Here is a 24,356-nt window from a genome sequence, read left to right on the forward strand (position 1 = left end):
CCACTGGTCGGTGAAGGAGGTGGTTGTCGTGAACACAACCAACCACGGTGGGCAGCATGCTCACCTCGTCGACGCCTTGGCCGCAGCAGATCCCTCGGTTCGACTGCGCGCCGCGCTTGCGGTCGGCACACGCCCGGATCCTCAGTTGACGGATGCCATGATCGATCGGTGCGCCGTCGAGCCGGACTTCTTCGTCCGCGACATGCTGACCTGGGCGTTGTGCCGCTTGCCGGCTGAAATCACGGTGCCGAGGCTGATCCGTGAGCTCGGGTCTGACGGCTCGCAAGCCCGCAGTCAGGCGCTCCACACTTTGTCCAAGATCGGCGATCCGATCGCGTGGCCCGAGGTCTCCGCGCTCGTCCACGACCAGGACGACGAGGTTGCGCGCAGTGCGTGGCGCGCGGCTGTGGCTCTCGTGCCGGCGGGAGACGAGGGCGCACTCGCGGCCGATCTGGCCACAGAACTCGGTCGGGGTGAACTGCAGATGCAGCTCAGTCTGAGCCGCGCCCTGACCGGGCTCGGCGAGGCTGTGCTCCCGGTGCTCGACGCGGCCGGTACGAGCCCGAATCCGCGTGTCCGAGCGCATGCTGATGCTACAAAGCAACTCTGGCACGATCCCGACGGTGGATTCGCTCTCTCACACGAGTTGGCGAAGCGCGTCGCCGCAATCGGACCGGACGCGTAGGAAGGGGAGACGGATGTTGATCGGCGAGGTCTCGCGGCGTTGTGGTGTCAGCACACGGATGCTGCGTCACTACGACACTTTGGGGCTGGTGAAGCCGACGGGCCGCACGTCCGGTGGCTACCGCGAGTACTCCGCTGACGACATCCGTCGCCTCTTCCACGTCGAGAGCCTGAGGACATTGGGGCTCTCGTTGAACGAGGCCAAGCGTGCACTCGACGAATCAGACTTCGCACCGGCCGATTTGGTGGGTGAACTCATGCAACACACTCGGCAACGGATCGCGGCGGAGGAGGAATTGCTGACCAAACTCGAAAGGGTCGACGCCACCGCCCCTTCGGAGTGGGACGACGTCCTGCGCCTGGTCTCGCTGTTGCGTGCACTCGAATCCGAGTTCGCCGCCCACCGTCAGCAAGCGATCCTCTCGCAGGACGCGAATGCGGCATTGCCGGTCGACGCACTCGTCGAGGCCATCCTGTCGGAGAGGGATGCCAACGTGGCGGGAGCATTGCAGTGGGCGTTGGCGAGGACCGAAGGTGCGGGCCTTGCAGGTCTGACGAAGGGGCTCGAATCGGAGGACGTCGAGGTTCGACGCCGCGCGACGTCGGCCATATCCGGGATCAACACCGAGGAAGCAACTCGGTCTCTGAAGCGAGCTCTCGATGATTCGGACGCGATAGTCCGCGCCGACGCCGCTCTCGCCCTCGGATCTCGCGGAGAGGCTGTCTCGATGCCCGCTCTCCTCGAGATGGTCGCCGACGGGCGCCGCGACGTCGAGGCAGGCGAGGTGCTCGGTCTTCTCGCGGAGCACTCACCGACAAGCGGTGAGGTCGTCGATGCCGTGCAGGCAAGACTGGACGGCACTGACGACGCCCCGACGAGGTTGCGAATTACGCAGGCACTCGCCGAGATTCCCGGCGCTGCAGCACGCGAAGCGCTCGCCCGGATCACCCACGACGACGACAAGACGGTCGCGTCCACGGCAGCAGCGATTCTCGAGATGCGCGATCGAGGACCACGTCGGCGCGAACGACCGCGCATCGGGACTGAAAGCCGAGATCCAAGGCGCGTCTGACAGCGGCGGGGTCAGGCGGTCAACGCTGCAACGACTTCGCCGCGGCGTTGCCCTTCACTCCTGCAAAGAGCAGGAGAAGGAGCACCGCAAGAAACACGACTGTTGAGGTGACAGCCGACACCACAGATCCGAAACCTGTCACGACGCCGATGGCGACCTGCATGCACAGTCCCGCTACGGCAGTCCACATCGTCCGGCGCAGAAGCGGCTGCGCACTCTGATGTGCCAACTGCCACGCCTCTCGACTCGCGATCGTCGCCTTCGTCCGTATGCCGACAACGGGATTCGGTTCATCACCGACGAGTCGCGGCATGAGCCCAGCAACGAACGCGAGGATAAGCGTCGACGACGTCAGTGAGACCGTCAGACCCAGTAAGTCAGCCGATTCCATCCGTCCAGCCCCCAATCGGCAGATGTTGACGCAGCGGACATTCCAGTCTGGGGTGCCGCCGGGACACCCCGACTGTAAGCCAACGAATGCATGTGCAGCTATTCGGGTGACGCATTTTCACGCTTTGTCGGATGGACTGTGAGACTCGATCTCGGACTGACTTTCAGACCGGCCTAGTGCGGATCACCCACGCAGAAAAGGTTTCCCACCGGATCCGCGAGAACGTCCCAGGATGATCCACCTGCCTTATGGTGCTCGAGATCGAAGTCGAGATGAAGTGTATTCCTCACTCGCGCTGCAGAATCGGTCCGACCGCCACGTGGCAAGCGATGGTGATCAACGGATAGGGTTCTTACGTGGTGGATCAACGGCAACAGAGTTTGAGACGCAGGTACCTGAGCCTCGGCCTCGGCGAACTGGCTGCAGCGGCTGTATTTGCCGCTGTGGCGGTCGGTGTCGTGATGCCCCGGCTCGAAGGTTCGCAAGACTCCGCGGCGTTGTGGTCGGCGCTGGCCCCACTTCTTGTGATCCTCGTGCAAGCAGGTGTCTATTGGCTGCTTGCGCTGGGCTGGGTCGAGTTGGAGCCGATGCCGGCCCGCCTCGCAGCGCTTTACCGCGTGTTTCGGGTCCTCGATGTTCTCTTGTTGGCGATAGCTCTTCTCGGCGTTGTCATCTGGTTACCAGATCACTCCGGCGCGGCGGTGGGCGTCGTGGCGGTGTGGGCTTTCGGCGTCGTCGAGTACGTCAATTACTTCGTGGCTCGTCTCGCCTATCCGCTGCGGCGGTGGCCTTCCGAGGTCGGCAAGTGGCGGAGACCCCAACTTGTGCGCGACCTGAACTCGGCACGCTGACACCGGCAACCAAGTTGTCTTTGCTGTAGCGGCAAAATTTGATGCGGGATCGGAGTGAGTTCGGAAGGATCGGTTCTGCCCATCCAGGAATGAAGCCTCTTCATCGTTCTTCGCCGAGGAAGGAGAATCACCATGGCAACGTCGCGTCGCAGCCGCCGAGATGCCCCACCACCCCGGACAGGGAATAGCGAGGCAGCCACACTACGAGCGTTTCTCGACTACCTCCGTGATTCGATTGCCGCCAAGGTCGAAGGTGCTCCGGAACCTCAGGTGCGCAACACAATTGTTCCGTCGGGAACAACCTTGCTCGGGCTGGCCAATCATCTGACCTTTGTCGAACGATCGATGTTCCTTGCAGAAAACGTGACGGATTGGAAAGCGACGTTTCAACCGTCATCGGAAGACAGCGTGGACGGTGTCGTCAGTCGCTATCGCGAGACGGTCGAGCGCGCCAACGCAGTTCTCGACGGATGCACAGATCTTGCCGCGCCCATCCCGCGACCGGGGGCGAAACGACCCGCTCCCAGTGTCCGCTGGGCGCTCGTGCACATGATCGAAGAGACCGGACGCCATGCCGGGCACGCTGACATCCTCCGCGAATTGATCGACGGTTCGACCGGACGCTGACGCTGCAACGTGTTCGCCGATGCTTCCGCGCTTTCACCGAGGCGAATGTCCACGGCTGATCTCTGGGCCCACGATTACAGCGTCGACAGTTCCGTCGGGAGTCGTTACTTCCCAGGGTAGTTCGGTGGCGGTCGAGGGAATGAGCCCGTCGATCCATTTGGCCACGACACCGACGATCACTTTCTCGAGTTCCACACGTGACCACTTTCGCGGTCGATGCGGAACCGGCGGTTCCCAGCCCTCCTCGCCCCAGATCACGCCGAATAGCTCTCTCTCGTAACCGATCTGCTGATTCAGACTGAATGCGTCGGGACCCTCGTATCGTGCCCAGACGCCGAATGTTCCCTCGCCGTCTTGGTCGAGCGAGACGTCGATGACGATCCCTTCGGTGCGCGGGGTTGCCGCGTTGTGGATCGCAGCCAGTCGATCGCTCACTACCCCCGACGCGGTATCGAGGACAGATCTCAATTCGTCACGGTATTCGGTAGGTTCCACGAGCTCAGCATATCGAAGGTATCACCCTGCAGGTCTTGCATCGATGAAGCTGGTTTCCTGAATTCGTCTGTAGCGGATAAGTTTCTACCCTGAGCGTCAGAGATGTCGTGCGACGAACTTTGCCAGCTTTTCGAGTGCCGTGTCGGTGGGCTCTCTCGGCTGAAATGGCAAGTCCCGCCCCCGTCCGGAGACGGGAGCGGGACTCGGGTATCAGCGAACTCGGCAGCGCGTCAGACAGCTTCCTTTGTTGCCTGCGCTGCAAGGGTGAGTGCGATGTCGACGATCATGTCCTCCTGGCCACCCACCAGACGGCGGCGTCCGGCTTCGAGAAGCAGTGTGCGAACGTCGATTCCGTAGCGCTCCGAAGCGGCCTCGGCGTGGCGCAGGAAGCTCGAGTACACGCCGGCATAGCCGAGCGTGAGGGTCTCTCGATCGACGCGGACCGGCCGATCCTGCAGCGGACGGACGATGTCGTCGGCGGCATCCTGTAAGGCGAACAGGTCGCAGCCGTGCTCCCACTCCTCGATGTTCGCGACGGCGATGAAGGCTTCGAGGGGGCAGTTACCGGCGCCGGCACCGTGACCGGCAAGCGAAGCATCGACGCGGGTGACGCCGTTCTGCACTGCGACAACGGAATTGGCAACCGAGAGCGACAGGTTCTCATGCGCGTGGATACCGATTTCGGTGCCGTCGTCGAGGATGTCGCGGTATGCGCGAACACGATCCGCGACGTCGTTCATCACCAGACGTCCACCCGAGTCGGTGACGTAGACGCAGTGCGCGCCGTACGACTCCATCAGCTTGGCCTGCTTCGCCAGTTCTTCGGCCGGCGCCATGTGGCTCATCATCAGGAAGCCCGAGACGTCCATGCCGATCTCGCGGGCGGTTTCGATGTGCTGCGCGGAGACGTCGGCCTCGGTGCAGTGCGTGGCAACGCGAACCGAGCGAACACCGAGGTCGTAAGCATGCTTGAGTTCACTGATCGTGCCGACACCCGGAAGCAGCAGCGTGGTGAGACGAGCGTGCTCGAGTACCTCGGCCGCTGCTTCGATCCATTCCCAGTCGGTGTTCGAGCCGGGGCCGTAGTTGAGCGAGCCGCCGGCGAGGCCGTCACCGTGTGCAACTTCGATCGCGTCGACGCCGGCAGCATCGAGAGCTGTGACGATCCGCTTGACGTCGGTGGGTGAAATGCGGTGGCGGACAGCGTGCATGCCGTCGCGAAGGGTGACGTCCTGGACGAAGATCTTGCGGTTGCTCACTTGGTTGCTTCCTTCTGCTGGGCGATGCGCTCCGCGATCTGCATTCCGGCGGACGTCATGATGTCGAGATTGCCGGCGTACGCAGGCAGGTAGTGTGCAGCACCCTCGACCTCGAGGAACACCGACACCTGATGGGTGGGGCGATTGCCGTCGACGAGCAACGTCTCGACGGGCTGGTCGGCCGGGATCTCGGTGATCTGGACTTCCTGCTTGAGGCGGTAGCCCGGAACGTAGGCGGAGACGTCGCCGACCATCTTCTCGATGGACTGACGGATCTCCTCGTGAACAGCCGGGTCCGGGGCGTCGACGAGGCAGAACACCGTGTCGCGCATGATGAGCGGCGGCTCGGCGGGGTTGAGGATGATGATGGCCTTGCCGCGGCGGGCGCCGCCGACTGCCACGATCGCCTCGGATGTGGTCTCGGTGAACTCGTCGATGTTGGCGCGCGTTCCGGGACCGGCGGACTTGGAGGCGATGGACGCGACGATCTCCGCATACGCCACCGGGACGACCCGAGAAACAGCCGCAACCATCGGGATCGTGGCCTGGCCACCACACGTCACCATGTTGACGTTGGGTGCGTCCAGGTGCTCGTCGGCGTTGACGGCCGGCACGACGTACGGGCCGATGGCGGCAGGCGTCAGGTCGATCATGCGCTTGCCGAGGGGAGCCAGCCGCGCGTTGTTGGCGACGTGAGCCTTTGCCGAGGTGGCGTCGAAGACGATCTCGATCTCGTCGAAGTTCGGCAGACCGATCAAACCCTCGACACCTTCAGCCGTGATCGGCACGTTCAGACGCGCTGCGCGGGCGAGGCCGTCCGACGCTGGGTCGATGCCGACCATCGCGCCCATCTCCAGGTAGTCGGAGTTGCGCAGCACCTTGATCATCAGATCCGTGCCGATGTTGCCCGATCCGATGATCGCGACCTTGACCTTGCTCATGCGTTGTCCTCTTCGCTGGAAAAACTGGTGGTGACGGAACCGAACCCGGAGACGGTCACGGTGACTTCGTTGCCTGCGGTGACCGGTGCCATGGGGCCGAGTGCGCCGGACAGGATCACCTGGCCTGCAGTCAGCGGCTGCCCCAACTCGCGCGCCGTGCGGGCGAGCCAGACGACTGCTTCGATCGGATCGCCCAGGCAAGCGGTTCCGACGCCGGTGGACACCTCGGTGCCGTCGACGGACATCGACATGACGACGCCGGCGGGTTCCACCTCGTCGAGGGTGCGGCGTTCGGTTCCCAGGACGTACACGCCCGAGGACGCATTGTCGGCGACGGTGTCACCGAATTTGATGTCCCACGACTCGATGCGGCTGTCGCAGATCTCGATCGCTGCGACGGCGTAGTCGATCGCGCCGCGCACCTGCGCACTGTCCAGCGGTCCGTCCACGAGGTCGGCACCGAGCACGAAGGCAACTTCCGCTTCGACCTTGGGCTGGATCAAACGACTCATGGGGATGGTGCCGCCGGCGGGGAACTCCATGTCGGCGTACAGAACGCCGAGGTCGGGCTGGTCGACGCCCAGCTGTTGCTGGACTGCCACCGAGGTCAGGCCGATCTTGCGGCCTACGACGACGGCACCCGCCTGCCGACGGATTTCATCGACGCGGCGCTGGACAGCGTAGGCAGCGACGAGGTCGTCGGCGCCGATCAGATCGCGCACCGGTGCGCAGGGAGTACCGCTCGCGATGGCGGCTGCGAGGCGGTCAGCAGCAGCTGAGATGTCCGTCTCGCTCGCTGTACTGGTATTCGTGGGCTGGCTCATGGCCATTACTTTCGCCGTGGCGCCGAGATTGCGCCAGGGAACTGTCTCACTCAGCGATACGCTGGGCAGGTGACTGGCGGCGCAAACCTCGACACCGTGCTCGGCAAGGCGGTGACGATCCTGCGTGCCTTCCGGGCTGACGACCACGTGTTGCCTCTCGCCACCCTGGTCCAACGGACCGGACTGCACAAGGCAACGGTGCACCGCCTGGCCAACGAACTGGTCGCGAACCGGCTACTGGACCGTATCGACGGTGGCTACCGGCTCAGCGGCGGCCTCTTCGAACTCGGCATGCTCGCCTCCCTCGAACGCAGCCTCCTGGAAATGGCGATGCCGTTCCTCCAAGACTTGTACGAGCGGACCCACGAGACAGTCCACCTGGGGGTCCGCGACGGCCACGACGTCGTATACGTCGCGAAAATCGGCGGACACCGGCAAGCCAACTCGCCGTCCCGGACCGGTGGCCGGATACCGCTGTATTGCACCGCAATCGGCAAGGCGCTCCTGGCATTCTCCGACAACGAATTTCGTCGCGAGGTGCTGTCGGAACCGATGACCAGACGCACCCCGCACACGATCGTTGCGCCCGGCATTCTCAATACCCAACTGAACCGAGTGGTCGAGACCGGTATTGCGTTCGAGCGCGAGGAATCAGCGCCGGGTCTCGCGTGCGTTGCGGCGCCGGTATTCGGGACCAACGACAAACCCGTCGCCGCCATCAGTGTCACCGGTCCCACCAGTCGCTTCGTTCCCGAGAGCCAAGTGCCTTACGTTCGCGCCGCTGCCGAAGGCCTACACAGCACCATCGCTCGCCGCGAACGACTGCGGTGATCCGGCCGTCCCGGCCCGGACGAGCCCGGTCAAGGCCTGCGGCAACGGCCCCTCGTGCAAGACGCCGAGACGTTGGGTTGCGCGGGTGAGGGCGACATAGAGTTCCGACGCGCCGCGTGGGCCGTCGGCGATGATTCGCTCCGGTTCCACGACGAGCACGGCATCGAACTCCAGACCCTTCGTTTCCGAAACAGGCACAGCGCCCGGCACGTCCGCAGGTCCGATGACGATGCTCGTACCCTCGCGCCCGGCCTCGTCCTGATTGAATTCGTCGATGGCGGAGGCTAGTTCGTCGGCGGAGATTCGTCTGGACCACGGCGCGATCCCGCAGGCGCGGACGGACTCGGGTGGCTGCACGTCCGGCGCGAACTCGGCGAGCAGGGCGGCGGCGACGCTCATGATCTCGGCGGGGGTGCGATAGTTCACCGACAGGGATCGGTAGATCCAGCGGCCGGGAACGTACGGCTCCATCATCGTCGCCCACGAGCGGGCACCTGCGGGTGAACGGCGTTGCGCGAGATCACCTACCACCGTGAAAGACCGGTCCGGGCAACGGCGCATCAGGACTCGCCAGTCCATCTCGGACAGCTCTTGGGCCTCGTCGACCACGATATGCCGGTACGTCCAGTCTCGGTCTGCAGCAGCGCGTTCGGCGAGTTCCCGGGTATCGCGTTCGACGAAACGATCCGCCAGGTCCTCGGCGTACAGCATGTCCTGGGCGAGAAGGTGATCCTCGTCGTCCATCAGATCCTCGCGGCTGATCATCATGTCCAGCACGCCCGCTGCATACGCGGCCTCGTCGCGGCGTTCACGTTCGGCACTCTGGTCGACGGGCTTGTCCCGGCCGAGCATGTCCACCAACTCGTCGAGTAACGGAACGTCCGAGACAGTCCAGGCGTCACCGTCCTGGCGAAGCAGCTTCTCGTCCGCGCCTGCCGCGCGTAGTCGAGCGGGAGAAGTAAACAGCTGTGTCAATAGCTCTTTCGGAGTCAGGATCGGCCAGAGCGTGTCGAGCGCCGCGGTAAATGCGCTGTTCTCCACCAGCTCTGCGGTCAGGTCCGTCCGCACTTGCTCCCAGGCTTTACGGTCACTGCGTGTCAACCACCCCTTGCCGATCCGCGCTATCGCCCGTTCGGTCAGCGCCCAGGTGAGGATTTCGGTGAACACAGTGCGTGCGTCGTTGTGGGGGAGTCCGCTCGAACGGGCTTCTTCTCGGGCCCACTCCGCGGTTTCGGTGTCGATCCGCACCGTGACGTCCGCCAATTCGATCAACAGTGGGTTCTCGGGCAATTGCTGGTGATCGGCAATCGCTGCGCCGAGAACGTCCAGGATCTTCAGCGAACCTTTGAGCCCAGCGGCCTCCGGAGTGTCCTCGGAGGTGACGCGTAGACCGGGAACGAGATCACCGGTGGTCATGAACACCACGTCGGACTCTCCCAGCGAGGGCAGTACGCGGCCGATGTGGTTCAGGAACGCCGGGTTCGGCCCGACCACGAGAACGCCGTGACGTTCCATCCGCTCTCGCTGGGTGTAGAGCAGGTAGGCGACGCGGTGCAAGGCGACGACGGTTTTCCCGGTACCTGGGCCACCTTCGATCACCAGCACCCCGGGGTGTTCGAGTCGGACGATGTCGTCCTGTTCGGCCTGGATGGTTGCCACGATGTCCCGCATTCCCTCACCGCGGGGTGCGTTGACTGCCGCGAGCAGGGCGGAATCGCTGTGCGTGTCGTGTTCTACGCCGTCGGGGTGCCCGAGTACCTCGTCGGTGAAATCGACCACGCGTCGACTCCGGGTGCGGAACTGACGGCGTCGACGCATGTTCTCCGGGTTGGCAGCGGTGGCAACGTAGAACGCGCGAGACGCCGGCGCCCGCCAATCGAGAAGCGCCGGTTCGTAGTCGTTGTCCGCATCGAGAAGGCCGATCCGGCCGATGTAGGAGGTCTCGCCCGAAAGCGAGTCCAACCGGCCGAAGCACAGTCCGTTGTCGGCTACGTCCAGCCTTTTCACCTCTTTGGCAAGTGCGCGCACCTCGGCGTCGCGTTCCATGAGTGCTTCGCCATTTCCGCGCAGAGCGGTGTTGTACCTGCCTTTGACTCGGGCGCGCTCCGCATCGAGGCGTGCGTAGAGCCCCTCCACATAGTTCCGCTCGGAACGCAGTTCTTCTTCGTATCCCTGGGTTGGCACGTGCCCTCACTTCCGCTGGCTGTTCCGATCCCGTAGTCGGTCGTGCGGGATCGGAAGAGCCATTCTGCGGCACTACCCGGGCCTTGCCGCAAGGCCCCCAGTGGGATATATATTGATAGTGGAAGGGAGTGTTGATCCTCCCTCACAGTTCCTTTAACAGATCCCCCCAGACTGACGTACGGCTCCCAGCCTGGTCGATGTTTGGACCCTGAACGCCACGGGTACGAATCTAGTGGCCGGTGTTCCAAAATCGGTTGCCCTCATGAACTTACGTGGATCGAGGGATTGTGAAGGCGATACTGGCAACGGCCGCAAGCATCCTTCTGGTGGTTGCCTTGGCCGTTGCCATCTTGCTTTTCCTTTCCGGATCTCCGCGCGAAGGCACCTCACACGAGCTTGCCGATACGGTGCACACGATCGGCGGAAAGCCGACCACCTGCAGCGAGTTGTTCGGCGAAACGTGCAGCTTCGCTTTGCAGTCGGACTACAACCAGTGGGGACAAGATCTCGACAGTTTCGTCAATGCGGGAACTCTCGGTCCCTTCGCCCGCAGCATCGGCTTCGTGGCGGAGGCAAAGCTGAGCTTGCAAGCATGCGAGGTCAGCGCCGCAGCTGGTCGGACGATTCTCGATTTCTACACTCTCGCCGAGATCGACCATCCTGCGGCAACCACCACCGACCTCTTCCCCTTCTGGAACGAGTCCCGCCAATTCCTGTGCCCGGTAAACAGTTTCTGAGAACGGTTGATCGTTACTCGAGGAACGACCTCGTCGTTCGGCTACGACGAGTCATGGTCTGCGCCTGGTCGGTGCACGGATGTTTATGCGATTTTCGACGGGGTAGGGCCTTCTGTGTGGGAGTCCTGCCTGTGTGGGAGCCCTGAGCGAGAATCCGAAACGTATTGGAGGGTCAACGTGCCAGATGACAAGAGCGGTCCCAGCGAGGGAATCAAAGGCGTAGTAGAGGACGTCAAGGGTAAGGCCAAGGAAGCCGTTGGTGCGGTTTCCGGAAACGACAGTTTGACCCGAGAGGGCCGCGCCCAGCAGGACAAGGCCGAAAGCCAGCGAGAAGTCGCGAAGAAAGAGGCGGAAGCCGAGAAGGCTCGCGCCGAAGCGGCCGCAGACGAAGCGCGACAGAAGTCCGAGCAATAGCCCTGACGCACTCGTCACCCTCGGCCTGGGATTGATCCCAGCCCGAGGGTGAGTCGTGGCTCCGCGTTCAGTTTGAAATCTCTACTTACTTAGGGCGTAACAAGATTCGTGCGCCCAGCATGACGATCAAGAGGAGCTGTTCGATGCCTTCATCTCAGTCCGTCCCAGGTGCACCGGCCCCGAAAGCGCCGGACCTGAAAGAACCGGTCAAGCCTCGACAGCCGTTGCCGCCCAAGGACGACCAGCGGCAGCCGGAGGTGCGTACCGTTGCGGGTGCCGAAGAGAAGGTGAAGGGAAATGGTCGTGGCCAGCGGGGGGAGTACCTCACCACCGCCACCGGTACACGGCTTTACGAGACCGACCACTCACTGACCGCAGGCGAGCGGGGCCCGACTCTTCTGCAGGATCACCATCTGCGCGAGAAGATCACACACTTCGATCACGAGCGAATTCCGGAGCGTGTCGTCCACGCCCGCGGGGCGGCCGCGCACGGCACGTTCCTGGCGAATGGCGCAGCCGAAAACATTTGTAAAGCCTCGTTGTTCGCTTCAGGTGCCAGAACCCCGGTATTCGTACGCTTCTCGACAGTTCTGGGTTCACGCGGTTCGGCGGATACCGTCCGAGACACACGCGGCTTCGCCACCAAGTTCTACACCGACGAAGGTGTCTTCGATCTGGTGGGCAACAACATCCCGGTGTTCTTCATTCAGGACGGAATCAAGTTCCCGGACATCATTCATGCCGCGAAACCCCATCCGGACCGGGAGATTCCGCAGGCGCAGAGCGCGCACGACACGTTCTGGGATTTCGTGTCGCTGCACACCGAGGCCACGGCGCACACATTGTGGAACATGTCCGATCGAGGCATCCCGCGCTCCTATCGCATGATGGAGGGCTTCGGCATTCACACGTTCAGGCTCGTGAATGCCGACGGCGAGACGAATCTGGTGAAATTCCACTGGAAGCCGGCCGCCGGAGTGCATTCACTCGTGTGGGAGGAAGCGCAGATCGCCGGCGGTGTGGATCCGGATTTCCATCGACGCGATCTTGCCGACGCCATCGAGGCCGGCGCATATCCGTCCTGGGATTTGGGCGTGCAGGTGTTCCCTGATACCGAAGACGAAATGTTCGAAGGCATAGATCTATTGGATCCCACCAAGATCGTGCCCGAAGAACTCGCGCCGGTTCAGGTCATCGGAACGATGACACTCGACGCCAATCCGACGAACTTTTTCGCCGAGACCGAGCAGGTTGCATTCCATCCGGGCCACTTGGTTCCGGGCGTCGACATCACCAACGATCGTCTCCTGCAGGCGCGTTTGTTCTCGTACCTCGACACCCAGATCACGCGACTCGGTGGCCCCAACTTCGACCAGATTCCGATCAACCGTCCTCACGCGCCTGTCAACGACATGCTTCGCGACGGCTTCCATCAGGACGGTGTGCATACCGGAGTCGCGCCGTACCATCCCAATTCGTTGGACGGTGGGTGCCCGTTCATGGCCTCGGCGCACAGCGCGGCCTATATCGAGGTGCCCGAGGAAGTTTCAGGGCGAAAGGTGAGGCAGGCGCCGGCATCGTTCGACGATCACTTCTCGCAAGCTCGACTCTTCTATCGCAGTCTCTCCCCTGTCGAACAGGAGCACGTCGCGCAGGCGTATACCTTCGAATTGGGCAAGTGCTACGAGGAGAACATCAAGACCCGGAATCTGAGCATCTTGGCGAACATCGACGCGGGCCTCGTGTCGATCGTCGCAGGGGGGCTTGGCCTTCCGGTTCCCGAACCGACGGAGCCGTTGAGTGATCCGGAGCCCAGCCCTGCACTGTCCCAGGTGGGCGCGGAATGGCCCGTCGACGGAAGGATCATCGCGCTACTGGTCGACGAGAACTCCGATCTCGACACCGTGGTTGCCATTCGAGACAAGATCTTCGACGCCGGCATGGTGCCGCTGATCCTCGGCCCGCACGGCGGAACCATCGGGGACGGTGACGACGCGGTGACGGTGCAGCGAACGTACCTCACAGCTCGTTCGATCGAATTCGATGCAATCCTGCTGAGCGGCGACGTTTCTCGGATCGGCGAGGGCAAGTTGGATCCACGGGTGGAGACTCTGCTGAACGAAATGTATCGTCACAGCAAGGCAATTGGTGGTTGGGGTGAGAGCATGAGTGCGCTGGCTGCCGCCGGTATCGACGAGTCTGCATTGGGAGTCGTCGTCGATGCTGACGCGGAAGGAGCCCTCGCCTCACTCGCTCAGCTTCTGAAGACACACCGCGTGTGGGGGCGTTTCGAGGTGCCGCCCACATCCTGAGTGCCGGCCACACCGTCGGAGTGAAGACGAGTGAAGGGACGAAACAGTGGCTCGCAAGGACTCACAACCTCAACTCAAGGATCAAGAACTCTACGAAGAGCTACGTGAGAAGGGCGATTCCAAGGAGAAGGCGGCTCGAATCTCCAATGCGGCCGCCAATCGAGGGCGGTCGACTGTCGCCAAGTCCGGCGGACAATCTTCGCCGTACGAGGAGTGGACGGTCGACGATCTGAAGAAACGCGCCAAGGAACTCGATCTGCACGGGTACTCGAAACTGAACAAGGGTGAGCTGATCGAGAAACTCCGCGATCACTGAGCCGGATTCTGCTCGAGTTGTATTCTGCTTGTGCAGAATACAACTCGAGCGTTCGGTTCAGTGCCCTTCTTGATCGAAGAGTTCCTGACCTTCCAGTCGCTTGACCCGACGGTGTTCCATCAAGATGGCCCCTGTTCCGACGACGAAGGACACGACGCACACCGCGCCGGCGATGACTGCCCATCCGCGAAATCCGTAACCTGCTGCCACCAAAGTCAATCCGAGTGTTGCCAGACCCAGCCCGATCAGCAGGTATCCGGGATAGTTGCGCCCGTCGCTGATTGCCTCCCCGACGTGCGATCGATTGGTGTGTTCGTCATCTACCGGTGAACTCCCGCTCATGTTGGTCACGGCGCACTCCATCCTTCGCTCATGAAGACTTGCGATTCTTCGCTCGTCGTCGGTTCACAGGGCAACTACCCGATCGATGGGTGAATGAAACAGATGGAGTAGTGCCGAAGTGCGGAGAAAGCCGTACGCTCGAAGTATCGGGTGTGGAGGAAAACCGGTGCGAGGAAGGCCTATGAATGGGAAGCCGACTCCTGACCTATTCTCGGTAGGTACACCGACTCTCGGTGTCGAGGAGGAGTTTTTGCTCTGCGATCCGCAGACTGGGCGTCCCAGTCTGCGCAACTCCGAGGTTGCTGCTGCCGGGCGAGAACTCGGTATCTCGTTGCAACTCGAACTCACACGTTGTCAGGTGGAGACTTCCACTTCGATCGGCAGCCACATTCGTGACCTTCGTGACCAACTCTGTGAGTCTCGTGCCCTCACCGCCGATGCCGCTGCCCGCGTGGGATGTCAACTCATCGCTGTCGGAACGCCTTTCTACGATCCACCGGTCGACGAGATCACGCAGAAGTCGCGGTACCAACGGATGGCCGGTCAATTCGGTGCAATCACCGAAGGTGTGATGTGCGGTTGCCACATTCACGTGGGTGTCGAAGATCGAGAACGATCGGTCCAGATCATCAATCATCTGCGTCCATGGTTACCAACTTTGTTGGCATTGACGGCGAACTCCCCGATCAGCGAGGGGCGCGATACCGGTTATGCGAGTTGGCGTTACGTTCTGTTCGGCAGATGGCCCAGTTCGGGTCCGCCACCCTTCTTCGAGTCCGTGGGGCACTACGAAGATGCCGTTGCAGCGATGCTGGAGACGGGGGTCATTCTCGATCCGCACATGGTCTATTGGGACGTGCGCATGTCGGATCACCTTCCCACCGTGGAGATTCGGATCAGCGACGTGCCCGCCACCGTGGAGGAGACGATGACTCTGGCCACACTGGTGCAGGCACTCGTCGGCACCGCATCCGCTGCGATCACCAAAGGTGAGGTTGCGCCTGCCGTCGATCAGGAGCTACTCCGCGCGGCTTGCTGGCGTGCAGCACGCGACGGACTCGACGGCAGGTCGCTGGACGTGGAATCCGTGCGCTTGCTGACTGCACACCAGGCGGTTCGGCGATTGGTGGATCATGTCGAACCTGCTCTGACCGCATTCGGAGAGTTCGAGCAGGTCACGGCTTCCTTGGACAAGGTCTTCAGCAACGGAAACGGGGCGATCGTGCAGCGCCGGCAACTCGCACGCCGGTCACGGGTGGCCGATGTGATCGACGAGTGCGCCCGACGCACTTTCGAAGGGTGCAGTTCACAAGGTGGCAGTGAGCTGTAGGGCACGGTTGGAATTGGCATTCCAAGACTTCCAATTTCTTATCGAGGTCACCGATCAGACAGCAGGAGGAGCAACATATGAATGGCGATCCACGACCCGAGCTTCCGTCGGACAAGGATCTCGACGATATGTGCAGGCAGTTGGCTGCAGCAGTAGAGGAACACGGTCTGTCGGTGGCGACGGCGGAATCGTTGACCGCCGGGAACATCGCCGCACATCTAGGAAAGGCGCCGAACGCCGGTTCCTGGTTTTGTGGCGGGATCGTCGCATATACCCGAGCGGTCAAGCATTCCGTTCTTCATGTTCCTGACGGCCCAGTCGTCTGCGAGGACGCTGCTCGGGTCATGGCACACAGCACTGCCACACTGTTCGGCGCGACGTTGGCACTGGCGGTCACCGGCGAAGCCGGTCCGGATACCCAGGAGAACGTCCCACCGGGAACTGTGTGGTTCGGAGTCGTCGATCATGGGACCGCTGAAACAGAGAAGCAGGTTTTCTCAGGTGACCCCGAAGCTGTCCTGGGGGCGACCGTCGAGCATGCGATCGGTCTACTTTTGCGTCACGCGTCCGGTCGTCGCACACCAAGTTCGATAGGCGTGGTGTAGTCGAGAATTCAACTGTTCGAACGATTCTTGTGATGTCCCTTGTGTTTCGCAGGAGCCTGAGCAGTAGGAATCAGACGGCCGTCGGCCGTGTATTTCTCGACTACAAGGTGCTTGCTGACGCCTCGATTGGCATCCACGGCGCACGCGATTGCTTGCTTGTCGGAGTCGAAAGGTTCCTCGGTCGAGGAGCCGTCGGGCATCGTGATCTTGTACCGATCCATACATCGACTATTGCGGGTAGATCCGCCTCCGGCAACCGTCCTCACACAAAGGGCTAGGAAGTCCTGGCCTGATTACAGTTCGGACTGGCGTACGAAGTCGCTCTGTGCGTGGGTGCCCCAAATTTCGGAGGACTGAGTCTCGGGTTCGCTGTCCAGCTTTCGAACTTCGTGAATGAAGTCCACTCCGTTCAGTTCGTCTGACGGAACCGACAGAAGCTTGCATGTGGTGCTGACGAAAAATCGCTGGACATCTTCCAACTCGAGACGCCCACCGGGCCGGTACCAGTGCGCAACCCCGGTGCACATCTCCAGTATCGCGAGTCGGCTCAATGCCAGATCTTCGATGTCGAAGGCGCCCACGCGTTGTCCGCGTTCGAGGATCTGTCCGAAAAGAAGCTCGTACTCGTCGCGCAGCGTCTGCAACTCGATGCGGTTGTCTCCGGTCAATCCGCGCATCTCGTACTCGGCGACGCGGGCAGTCAGTTGGTTGACAGCGGTAATGCCGACGTGCGACGACACCAGGCCGGCGAGCTGGACCACGGGATCGGCGCTGCGGCGCATCGCCCGCTCTCCCGACTGTGTCAGCTCGTCGAGGCACGACCGAATGATCGAGGCCAACAGTGACTCTTTGCTGCCGACGTAGTGATAGAGCGTTGCCGAGTTGATGCCGGCTTCTGCTCCGAGTTCACGAATGCCGGTAGCGGCGAACCCTTTCGTCGCGAACAGCGTGACTGCCGCCCGTTGAACGCGCCCCAGGTCCATGATCCTCATTTCGGTTGGTTGCCCAATCATGCTAGCATCGCCGCCGAAATCGACTGACCGTCAATCAATTGATTGATAGCTGCCTGTGTACTGGCAAATTACATATCTATTCATCAATCGATCGATTGAAAAATGCTTGACTGTGCGTTGGGTCACTGCATAGTGTTCTTGTCGAGCCTCCCCTCGGTGCGCGAGCTAACAGGGCACTCCATACAAGGAGCAATGACATGAACGACGCGAATCCTCCATCTCCCGCAACTGTCGACAGGCTTGCCCTGCGGCGTGTAGCCGGATCAGTTCTGGTCGGCACCACGATCGAGTGGTACGACTTTCAGATCTACGGCGCCTCCGCCGCTTTGGTCTTTGCGCCGCTGTTCTTTTCGGGCGCAGATCCCGCGCTGGCGACGATTCTCTCCTTCGCTACCTTTGCGGTCGGCTTTCTGGCGCGGCCACTCGGCGGTGTTGTGATGGGCCACTTCGGTGACCGCATCGGACGCAAGAAGGTCTTGGTGCTTGCACTTCTCTTGATGGGAGCTGCAACATTCCTGGTCGGCGTCCTTCCGACGTCTTCCCAGATCGGTGTGTGGGCCCCGATTCTTCTCGTTGTGTTGAGGCTGATTCAAGGATTCGGCGTCGGCGGCGAGTGGGGCGGTGCAGTTTTGACTGCTGTGGAGTACGCACCCAAGAATCGCCGCGGCTTCTACGGCAGCATGCCGCAGGTGGGTGTGCCCGCCGGCCTTCTGCTGGCGACGGCCGTCATGTTCGGCACCAAGGCGCTCACCGGAGACCAATTCCTGGTGTGGGGATGGCGAATTCCGTTCCTGCTGAGTATCGCTTTGGTTGCAGTGGGGCTGTACATTCGCACGGCGTTGGAAGAGACTCCGGCATTCGCTCGCGTGAAGCAGCAGAACACCGCGGTCAAGATCCCGATGGTCGACGCGTTCAAGAACTATCCTCGCCAGATCATTCTTGCCGCAGGTTCGATGATCAGCACCGGCGCCTACTTCTACATCCTCAACACCTACAGCCTGACGTACGCCGATCAATTCGATCTGCTGTCCGGGAACCTCATGCTCGGCGCGGTCATGGTGTCCGCGCTCGTTGCCGTCATCTTCATTCCGATCTTCGGTCAACTGTCCGAAAAGTTCGGCCGACGCCGGATCCTGATGGTCGGGATCACCGGCATGGGTCTGTGGGTCTTCGTTGCATTCGCCGCGATAGATACCGGCAACTTCTGGATCACCACCGGCGCATTGGCGGTCGGCGCCTTCATGCTCAGCATCTCGTACGGGCCGCAGGCGACGTTCATCGCCGAATTGTTCGACGCCCGGGTGCGCTACAGCGCGGCCTCGATCGCTTTCCAGATCGGTGTGCTCTTGGGTGGAGCAATCGCGCCGATGGTCGCGGCCATGTTGGTCCGCGCGACAGGTGGATCGTTCGCGGTGGCTGTGTATATCGCTGCCCTGTCGGTGATTTCGCTGATCAGCGTCTACTTCGTCCGTGACACCGACCTCGACGAAGGAAGCCGCGACATGTACATCGATGACAACGGGGCCTATCTACCGCCGGTCGATCAACGCTCAACGGTTGTCAACTAGTAGAGGAAACTTCAATGATCACAAAGAGTTTCGAAGAGATCTCTGTCGGAGACATTGCGGTAACGGACCCGCGGGTCGTCACCGAAGACTATGTGCGAAGTTTCGCCGACCTCACCTGGGATCGCCATCCTCTTCACCTCGACCCCGACTACGCGCAGCAGACGCGCTTCGGTCGCCAGATCGCCCACGGCGCACTCATGCTGTCCACCTTGCTCGGCCTGGTGGAGTTGGATCCCCGTTACCTCCAGTGCTTCTACGGACTTGATCACGTCAGGTTCCACCGGCCGACCTACCTCGGCGACTCGGTGCATGCGGTGTCGGAAGTGCTGTCGGTGCGCCCTCGCTCGGACGGTGAGACCGCGATCGTGTCGTCGAAAGGCTCACTCGTCAACCAAGACGGAGACCTTGTTTTCTCCGGCGAATTCTCTTTCCTGGTAGGCGAGACCCATTCCCTCGACCTCGAAGTGGGTGCTCGGTGAGTTCTCGGCCGCATATGTCATGGTGGCAGGATCTCGAAGCAGAAGACTTCGAATGGACTGTGCCAGAGCAATTCAACATCGCGCACGCCTGTGTCGATGTGCAGAATCCCGATGATCTAGCCCTCGTCGTAGACACCGGTGGACACTGGAGTCGGTACACCTTCGGTGAAGTCGCCACGACAAGCCGAAAGTTCGCAACCGTGCTTGCGGATCTCGGCCTTGTCTCAGGGGATCGCGTCGGTGTGATGGTCCCACAGGGGATCGAGGTTCTCGCGACACATCTGGGCGCCTTCCGATCCGGAATGGTCACCGTTCCGCTTTCGGTCAAGTTCGGGTCGGATGCGGTCGTTCATCGAATGCGTGACTCGGGAGCGAAAGTGCTTGTGGTCGACAAGGACTGTTACGAACGAGTTGCCGACGGAATAGGTGAGATACCCGGCATCGAAGCCGTCATCGTTGTCGGAAAGACGGATCAGCCCTCCGATTCGACCCCCGTTCGACTTCTCGATTTCCACAGCCTCGTCGACAGTGCCGCAGAAAGCGCGGAATTGGCGGCGACGGGCCCCGATTCACACGCCATCATCATCTATACCTCGGGAACGACGGGGAATCCGAAAGGCGCCCTCCACGGGCACCGAATTCTCTTGGCGCACATGCCCGGTATGCGGACGGCATTCGACAATGCGCCGCAGCGGGGAGACGTCTTCTGGACGCCGGCAGACTGGGCCTGGATCGGCGGTCTGTTCGACGTTCTGTTTCCAGCCCTTGCGTTGGGGTGCCCCGTTGTTGCGACGCCCGACAAATTCACACCGGCGCGTGCGGTCGAGATTCTGAGCCGTCACAAAGTAACGGGTGCCTTCATTCCTCCGACTGCGCTCAAGCAGATGCGGAGTATCGGCGTCGACGGCACCGCTGCGCGTGGTATTCGGCTGCGAGCATTGGGAACTGGTGGTGAAGCCCTCGGTGACGCATTGCAGGCGTGGGTTGCAAACACACTCGGCGTAGCTGTCAACGAGTTCTACGGGCAGACGGAAATGAATCTGACCATCGGCACTTCGCGTTCGAAGTGGACGCCCGTGAGCGGCTCGATGGGTCGCGCTTTTCCTGGCTTCGACGTCACCCTCCTCGATCCGCTCGGCGAGCCGGTAGCGGTGGGGCAGGTAGGCGAGATCTGTGTGAAGGCAGGCAACCCCGGACAGTTCCTCGGCTATTGGAACCAACCGTCGAAGACTGATGAAAAGGTCTACGACGGGTGGATTCATACCGGTGATCTGGGTCGGACCGATGAAGCGGGGAACTTCTGGTACCAGGGGCGTGCCGATGACGTCATTTCGTCCGCGGGGTACCGGATCGGCCCCGGCGAGATCGAAGAGTGCCTGCTCTCGCACGACGAGGTAGCCATGGCCGGCGTCATCGGTGTTCCGGATCCGTTGCGCGGGGAAGCCGTTCACGCTTTTGTCGTTCTGTCCGAAGGAACGAACTCTTCGGAAGAGCTTCGCCAGGAGTTGCAGACCCACGTGAAAAGCCGCCTTGCTTTCTACCAGTACCCCAGGCAGATCACCTTCATCGACAGCTTGCCGCTCACCACCACGGGCAAGATCCTACGGCGGGAACTCCGAACATTGGCCACTGGCGCGAACGGCCTTGGCTAGCAGACGCCTACATGTTGGGTAGGACCACGACGAAGAACCAACCGCTCAGGGCAAGACCGATGACGCCGGTGAAGAGGCCGACTATTGCATCCCACGGCAGCTGGCGGGCATTCGAGAGCAGATGCCCGCCAGACTTCTTCGGGTGACGTCGGAGCGCAAAGATTCCTGTTGTAATCGCGCCCACACCCAGAAGGATGCCGAAGCCGAAAGCCCAGAACAGGAGTACCGACAGCGCGCCGAGCATCTCCGACCTCTCACTCCAGCGTGCGACGCGCTGTGTTTCGGTCGGGGGAGGCCACTTGTGAGAAGGCGACAGAGCTGCACCGAAACGGCGGGTGTGATGACGAATTGACTGGTCGCTGAGAAACATTGTCCACCACGCCTGGAGTCGAGTCGATGTGCCGCCGGTATCTACTCGTCTACCCCTTCTCCGCGGATATATGCCGCTGAAGTCGGGGCTAGCTGGTTGCGTCGCGCAGCGGAATCTCGATCAGAAGCTCACTGGAACCCCTTACCTCTCGGGTCGATTGATTCTCATAGGCGTGCAACAGCTCTCGCGGCTTAGAATTGCAGGAATGTCATTCGATGTGAACAAGACCTTCCAGGGCGTCGAGGACCCGGTCCAGCCCGAATTTCCACGCTGCCTCGGGGCTGTACGGGGTGTTCTTGGCTTCGCCGGCCGCTCCTCCGACTCGCTGCGCCAGCGGGAAGTTGTCGCCGAGATAGGCAGCCAGACGCTGGTTCCAGGACGACCACACCTCGGCCATGTCGGCCGCTCGGGGGTCGGGGCGCCGTGCTTGCGCCGAGGACCGGGCGAAGTCGGCGACAAACGTCAGCGCGGAATCCCGCTCGATGTCGCTCAGCCCGGTGCCGTCGAACGCGTGTAGTTCGTGGTCGTACTTCGCGATAGTTCCCGGACCCAACGCGGAGCGCTGATCGGTGATGTCCAGGAGCCACCAGTGCTCCGAGTAGAGGGCAAGTTCCTCCTCGGCTACCCGGCGCACGCGCTTGCGCCACGTCATGTTCCCGTACGACAGGCGCGGACTGTTGCTGCGCACGGTGTCGACCATGAGCACCAGGAGATCGTCACGGGACCCGACGTGGGTGTACACCGCCATGCCCGAGATTCCGAGCTCGGCGGCCAATCGGCGCACCGTCACCGCGTCCAGCCCTTCCATGTCCGCGAGGGCGAGAGCGACGTCGACCGCCTGTGAGGTGGTGACCTTCGCGCGAGGGCCGCGGGCTCCACCCTTCGGTGCGAGGGGGTGATCGCGCCACAGTAGGTCGATCAGTTCGCGTGCCATCAGCCGTCTCCAGAAATCGGGAATACCTTAACAGTGGTATACCTTATACGGTGCATACTGTATGCACTGCACAAGGTTTATGATCATGGAGGCCACGATGAAAATCACCAGCACTGCTCTGTCCTTGAACGTTGCCGACACGGACGCGTCGGCCCACTTCGCGAAAACCCATTTCGGCTTCACCGAGGCCATGTCCGACGATGGATTCGTTTCTCTGAATCATCCGGATGCCGGGGTCAACGTGGTCTTCCTGCGCACCGGTCTCGGTACGTTCAAGCCGGACTTCGTCGCAGGTTCGGCCGGGCAAGGCATGCTCATCGCATTCGTGGTCGATGACATCGACGCCGAGTTCGCCCGCATCGCTGCCGAAGGTGCCTCCGTCGTCACAGAGCCGGAGACCGAACCGTGGGGCGAGCGCTACTGCCAGTTCGTCGATCCCAACGGCATCGTGTGGCAGCTCGTTCAGTGGGTGTGAAGAACCCGAGTGCTCGGCTCGGCGGCGCGCGGCACAGAACGTAACCAGAGGGCGCGTTCGACGGACTGAGCTTGGAAGCGCTGCGGTGAGATCCCGTGCGCAGTGCGAAACGCTCGGCTGAATGCGGGCAGGTGCGCGTAACCCAGGTTCCTCGACACCGTTCCGGGTGCAACCCCGAGTTGGAGTTGGGTGCGTGCCTGGGTCATCCGTGAAAGCGATCGCCATTGCGGATACGTAGTGCCGGTCTCGATACGGAACTCCCGGCGCAGCCTGGCCGCGTCGGTACCGAACTCTTGCGCCCACTCGTCCAGAGTGCGAGGGTCGGCCGGTCGGGCGGCGATTGTCGCTGCCAGTCGTGTGGCAATCGAATCGGCGGCAGACCCGTTCGAAACCGATTGTGCGAGAGGGCCGGTGGCGATGATGTCGAATGCTGCGGCGCTGTCGTGGCCACGCGGGCGCAAGGGTGTGTAGGCGGCGACGAAAGTGTGCAGCAATGCCAATTCGTCATCGGGGGAGAACTGCACGGTCTCGAGGGCGTCGGCAGATACGGTCGACCCGTTCGAGGAGCGGAAGCCGAGCGGTAGCAGCAGTGAACCCGTCGGAACCGTGACGGTATTGAGGACGCCTGCAGGCAGAATCATGGCCTCGCCGGTGCGCAGTTCCCAGCTGCGGTCCGCGACGTCCACCCGGGCTTGGCCTCGGTAAACCCACACTGCGACGTGGGCGCCGTTGACGCGCGGCCACGTCGCGTTGGCCGGTATCGGCGGCGCAGTTTCTCCGGGCTGCCTGGGCTCTGCGAGCATGCGGACCAATGCTTGATCGTTGTCGGTGTCCACGCTGCGATCGGTTGGACCGGAGAGGGCCCGTCGACGGTAGTCGCTCGGGCTCTCTCCCATCTGGGCCCGGAACGCGCGAGTGAACCCGCTTCCTGTTTCGAATCCGACTTCGTTTGCAATCCAACCGATCTCGCGGTCCTGCTTCAGGTACTCCAACGAGGCGGCGATCCGAGCTCGAAGCCGCCAGCGCGTGAAGGTGAGGCCGGTCTCTTCCACGAAGTACCGCTGGAGCGTTCGAATGCTGATCCCGGCACGCTTCGCGAATTGTCCCTCGGTGTCGTCCGTGCCAGGTGTTCGCAAAAGGCTGTGCGCGATCTCGAACGCTTCCCGTGACTGCGGCAATCGCGGCAGCGATGTGGCCCCGTCGTCAGCCCTGGCGATCATCTCGAACAAGGACGACGGGTGTGCAGCGTCGCCGCGCAGATAGCCGAGGTTGTGAACGAACTCGTGGATCAGTCTGTCTTCCCATCCGGGCGGAACGCGCAGGCGCGTCACGGTAGCCGGCCCGGCGCTGACGCCGTTCGAGGGCGGAAGCAGGATGGGAAACGCGACGGAATCCGAGTCCGTCTCCATTGCGTATCGCGCACCCGCCGGGATCCACAGCGATTCGCCAGCTGGTATCTCGTGGACCGTCGATTCGACTCTGACGCGTCCGCTGCCTGCAAGAACCCAGAACAACAGCGGCGAGCGGGCGGTGCTGGGCTCGGTGGCGCTCGCGCGGACCGGCCCCAAACCGATCGCGTCCGGTTCTGATAGTGGTAACACGTTGGCGCTCCTGGACAACCCTTGCTACTTAAGTATGGCTAACTTTAC

General features: G+C 62.1%; 27 protein-coding genes. 15 read left to right on the top strand and 12 right to left on the bottom strand.

The features are described 5' to 3' along the window. The first annotated feature begins 19 nt into the window (after nt 1-19). Together FEZ59_RS21045 and FEZ59_RS21050 are read left to right on the top strand one after the other, a co-directional pair. Entirely contained in the window at nt 20-685 is a 666-nt protein-coding gene (locus FEZ59_RS21045; RefSeq protein ID WP_172933197.1) for a HEAT repeat domain-containing protein, read from the top strand. A gap of 13 nt (nt 686-698) precedes the next feature. Beyond that, nucleotides 699-1,757, top strand: coding sequence for a MerR family transcriptional regulator (locus FEZ59_RS21050; RefSeq protein WP_172933133.1), 1,059 nt, complete (start codon nt 699-701; stop codon nt 1,755-1,757). Nucleotides 1,758-1,776: 19 nt separating this feature from the next. Here FEZ59_RS21050 and FEZ59_RS21055 read toward each other — a convergent pair whose 3' ends face one another. Next, entirely contained in the window at nt 1,777-2,148 is a 372-nt protein-coding gene (locus FEZ59_RS21055; RefSeq protein WP_021333274.1) for an SdpI family protein, read from the bottom strand. Between the two features lie 356 nt (nt 2,149-2,504). Here FEZ59_RS21055 and FEZ59_RS21060 point away from each other — a divergent pair, with 356 nt between their 5' ends. Both FEZ59_RS21060 and FEZ59_RS21065 read left to right on the top strand, forming a co-directional pair. Next, nucleotides 2,505-2,999: a hypothetical protein gene (locus FEZ59_RS21060; RefSeq protein WP_172933134.1), complete on the top strand. Its 495-nt coding sequence runs from the start codon at nt 2,505-2,507 to the stop codon at nt 2,997-2,999. Nucleotides 3,000-3,131: 132 nt separating this feature from the next. Continuing rightward, nucleotides 3,132-3,626 carry a DinB family protein gene (locus FEZ59_RS21065; protein WP_047889414.1) on the top strand — a complete coding sequence of 165 codons (495 nt, stop codon included), beginning with the start codon at nt 3,132-3,134 and terminating at the stop codon, nt 3,624-3,626. Nucleotides 3,627-3,659: 33 nt separating this feature from the next. Here FEZ59_RS21065 and FEZ59_RS21070 read toward each other — a convergent pair whose 3' ends face one another. The 4 genes from FEZ59_RS21070 to FEZ59_RS21085 form a co-directional block, all read right to left on the bottom strand. After that, entirely contained in the window at nt 3,660-4,121 is a 462-nt protein-coding gene (locus FEZ59_RS21070) for a DUF6389 family protein (protein WP_172933135.1), read from the bottom strand. A 230-nt stretch (nt 4,122-4,351) separates the two neighbouring features. Next, nucleotides 4,352-5,380, bottom strand: a complete 1,029-nt coding sequence (dmpG, locus tag FEZ59_RS21075) for a 4-hydroxy-2-oxovalerate aldolase (protein ID WP_020971280.1) — start codon at nt 5,378-5,380, stop codon at nt 4,352-4,354. Further along, complete coding sequence (locus tag FEZ59_RS21080) at nt 5,377-6,321, bottom strand: acetaldehyde dehydrogenase (acetylating) (protein ID WP_020909649.1); 945 nt, start codon at nt 6,319-6,321, stop codon at nt 5,377-5,379. Before FEZ59_RS21080 ends, dmpG begins: the two co-directional genes overlap by 4 nt. Continuing rightward, nucleotides 6,318-7,145, bottom strand: a complete 828-nt coding sequence (locus FEZ59_RS21085) for a fumarylacetoacetate hydrolase family protein (RefSeq protein WP_046380096.1) — start codon at nt 7,143-7,145, stop codon at nt 6,318-6,320. The genes FEZ59_RS21080 and FEZ59_RS21085 overlap by 4 nt, the downstream gene beginning before the upstream one ends. A gap of 69 nt (nt 7,146-7,214) precedes the next feature. On the opposite strand from FEZ59_RS21085, the gene FEZ59_RS21090 reads away from it, so the two are divergent. Next, entirely contained in the window at nt 7,215-7,976 is a 762-nt protein-coding gene (locus FEZ59_RS21090) for an IclR family transcriptional regulator (RefSeq protein WP_020909647.1), read from the top strand. Here FEZ59_RS21090 and helR read toward each other — a convergent pair. Next, complete coding sequence (helR, locus tag FEZ59_RS21095) at nt 7,938-10,160, bottom strand: RNA polymerase recycling motor ATPase HelR (RefSeq protein ID WP_172933136.1); 2,223 nt, start codon at nt 10,158-10,160, stop codon at nt 7,938-7,940. The two genes, FEZ59_RS21090 and helR, sit on opposite strands and share 39 nt — an antisense overlap. Before the next feature lie 272 nt (nt 10,161-10,432). Between helR and FEZ59_RS21100 the strand changes: the two genes are divergently transcribed. The 4 genes from FEZ59_RS21100 (at nt 10,433) to FEZ59_RS21115 (ending at nt 13,939) form a co-directional block, all read left to right on the top strand. Continuing rightward, nucleotides 10,433-10,897 carry a hypothetical protein gene (locus tag FEZ59_RS21100; protein WP_241896097.1) on the top strand — a complete coding sequence of 155 codons (465 nt, stop codon included), beginning with the start codon at nt 10,433-10,435 and terminating at the stop codon, nt 10,895-10,897. Between the two features lie 177 nt (nt 10,898-11,074). Beyond that, nucleotides 11,075-11,311 (top strand): CsbD family protein, encoded by a 237-nt coding sequence (locus tag FEZ59_RS21105; protein WP_003943084.1) that lies wholly within the window; start codon nt 11,075-11,077, stop codon nt 11,309-11,311. A gap of 143 nt (nt 11,312-11,454) precedes the next feature. After that, complete coding sequence (locus FEZ59_RS21110) at nt 11,455-13,623, top strand: catalase (protein ID WP_172933137.1); 2,169 nt, start codon at nt 11,455-11,457, stop codon at nt 13,621-13,623. Nucleotides 13,624-13,669: 46 nt separating this feature from the next. Then, the gene (locus FEZ59_RS21115) at nt 13,670-13,939 is read left to right on the top strand and encodes a Rho termination factor N-terminal domain-containing protein (RefSeq protein ID WP_020909642.1); all 270 of its coding nucleotides are present in this window, start codon (nt 13,670-13,672) and stop codon (nt 13,937-13,939) included. 57 nt (nt 13,940-13,996) lie between these two features. Here the strand turns inward: FEZ59_RS21115 and FEZ59_RS21120 are convergent, their stop codons facing one another. Next, nucleotides 13,997-14,302, bottom strand: a complete 306-nt coding sequence (locus FEZ59_RS21120) for a hypothetical protein (protein WP_024487711.1) — start codon at nt 14,300-14,302, stop codon at nt 13,997-13,999. Between the two features lie 160 nt (nt 14,303-14,462). Between FEZ59_RS21120 and FEZ59_RS21125 the strand changes: the two genes are divergently transcribed. Both FEZ59_RS21125 and FEZ59_RS21130 read left to right on the top strand, forming a co-directional pair. Next, the gene (locus FEZ59_RS21125) at nt 14,463-15,611 is read left to right on the top strand and encodes a glutamate--cysteine ligase (RefSeq protein WP_021346024.1); all 1,149 of its coding nucleotides are present in this window, start codon (nt 14,463-14,465) and stop codon (nt 15,609-15,611) included. A 77-nt stretch (nt 15,612-15,688) separates the two neighbouring features. Further along, on the top strand, nt 15,689-16,216 hold the full coding sequence (locus FEZ59_RS21130) for a CinA family protein (RefSeq protein WP_021346028.1): 528 nt from the start codon (nt 15,689-15,691) through the stop codon (nt 16,214-16,216). Between the two features lie 8 nt (nt 16,217-16,224). On the opposite strand, the gene FEZ59_RS21135 is transcribed toward FEZ59_RS21130, so the two are convergent. Both FEZ59_RS21135 and FEZ59_RS21140 read right to left on the bottom strand, forming a co-directional pair. Then, complete coding sequence (locus FEZ59_RS21135) at nt 16,225-16,437, bottom strand: hypothetical protein (protein ID WP_021346022.1); 213 nt, start codon at nt 16,435-16,437, stop codon at nt 16,225-16,227. A 72-nt stretch (nt 16,438-16,509) separates the two neighbouring features. Further along, nucleotides 16,510-17,208, bottom strand: coding sequence for a TetR/AcrR family transcriptional regulator (locus FEZ59_RS21140; protein WP_232816831.1), 699 nt, complete (start codon nt 17,206-17,208; stop codon nt 16,510-16,512). Between the two features lie 218 nt (nt 17,209-17,426). Between FEZ59_RS21140 and FEZ59_RS21145 the strand changes: the two genes are divergently transcribed. The 3 genes from FEZ59_RS21145 to FEZ59_RS21155 are packed head-to-tail and all read left to right on the top strand — an operon-like array spanning nt 17,427 to nt 20,928. Then, on the top strand, nt 17,427-18,797 hold the full coding sequence (locus tag FEZ59_RS21145; protein WP_172933138.1) for an MFS transporter: 1,371 nt from the start codon (nt 17,427-17,429) through the stop codon (nt 18,795-18,797). Between the two features lie 14 nt (nt 18,798-18,811). Beyond that, entirely contained in the window at nt 18,812-19,276 is a 465-nt protein-coding gene (locus FEZ59_RS21150; RefSeq protein WP_019745949.1) for a MaoC/PaaZ C-terminal domain-containing protein, read from the top strand. Beyond that, the gene (locus FEZ59_RS21155; RefSeq protein ID WP_346343240.1) at nt 19,273-20,928 is read left to right on the top strand and encodes an AMP-binding protein; all 1,656 of its coding nucleotides are present in this window, start codon (nt 19,273-19,275) and stop codon (nt 20,926-20,928) included. The genes FEZ59_RS21150 and FEZ59_RS21155 overlap by 4 nt, the downstream gene beginning before the upstream one ends. Nucleotides 20,929-20,935: 7 nt before the next feature. Here FEZ59_RS21155 and FEZ59_RS21160 read toward each other — a convergent pair whose 3' ends face one another. Together FEZ59_RS21160 and FEZ59_RS21165 are read right to left on the bottom strand one after the other, a co-directional pair. Then, the gene (locus FEZ59_RS21160; RefSeq protein WP_172933139.1) at nt 20,936-21,172 is read right to left on the bottom strand and encodes a hypothetical protein; all 237 of its coding nucleotides are present in this window, start codon (nt 21,170-21,172) and stop codon (nt 20,936-20,938) included. A 334-nt stretch (nt 21,173-21,506) separates the two neighbouring features. Beyond that, nucleotides 21,507-22,232, bottom strand: a complete 726-nt coding sequence (locus FEZ59_RS21165) for a TetR/AcrR family transcriptional regulator (protein ID WP_141488161.1) — start codon at nt 22,230-22,232, stop codon at nt 21,507-21,509. A gap of 97 nt (nt 22,233-22,329) precedes the next feature. Here FEZ59_RS21165 and FEZ59_RS21170 point away from each other — a divergent pair, with 97 nt between their 5' ends. Continuing rightward, nucleotides 22,330-22,707 carry a VOC family protein gene (locus tag FEZ59_RS21170; RefSeq protein ID WP_031331446.1) on the top strand — a complete coding sequence of 126 codons (378 nt, stop codon included), beginning with the start codon at nt 22,330-22,332 and terminating at the stop codon, nt 22,705-22,707. Here the strand turns inward: FEZ59_RS21170 and FEZ59_RS21175 are convergent. Next, nucleotides 22,695-24,308: a helix-turn-helix domain-containing protein gene (locus FEZ59_RS21175; RefSeq protein ID WP_172933140.1), complete on the bottom strand. Its 1,614-nt coding sequence runs from the start codon at nt 24,306-24,308 to the stop codon at nt 22,695-22,697. The two genes, FEZ59_RS21170 and FEZ59_RS21175, sit on opposite strands and share 13 nt — an antisense overlap. Nucleotides 24,309-24,356 lie beyond the last annotated feature (48 nt).

The organism is Rhodococcus sp. MS13 (genome assembly GCF_013277835.1).
Classification (GTDB): Bacteria; Actinomycetota; Actinomycetes; order Mycobacteriales; family Mycobacteriaceae; genus Rhodococcus_F; species Rhodococcus_F erythropolis.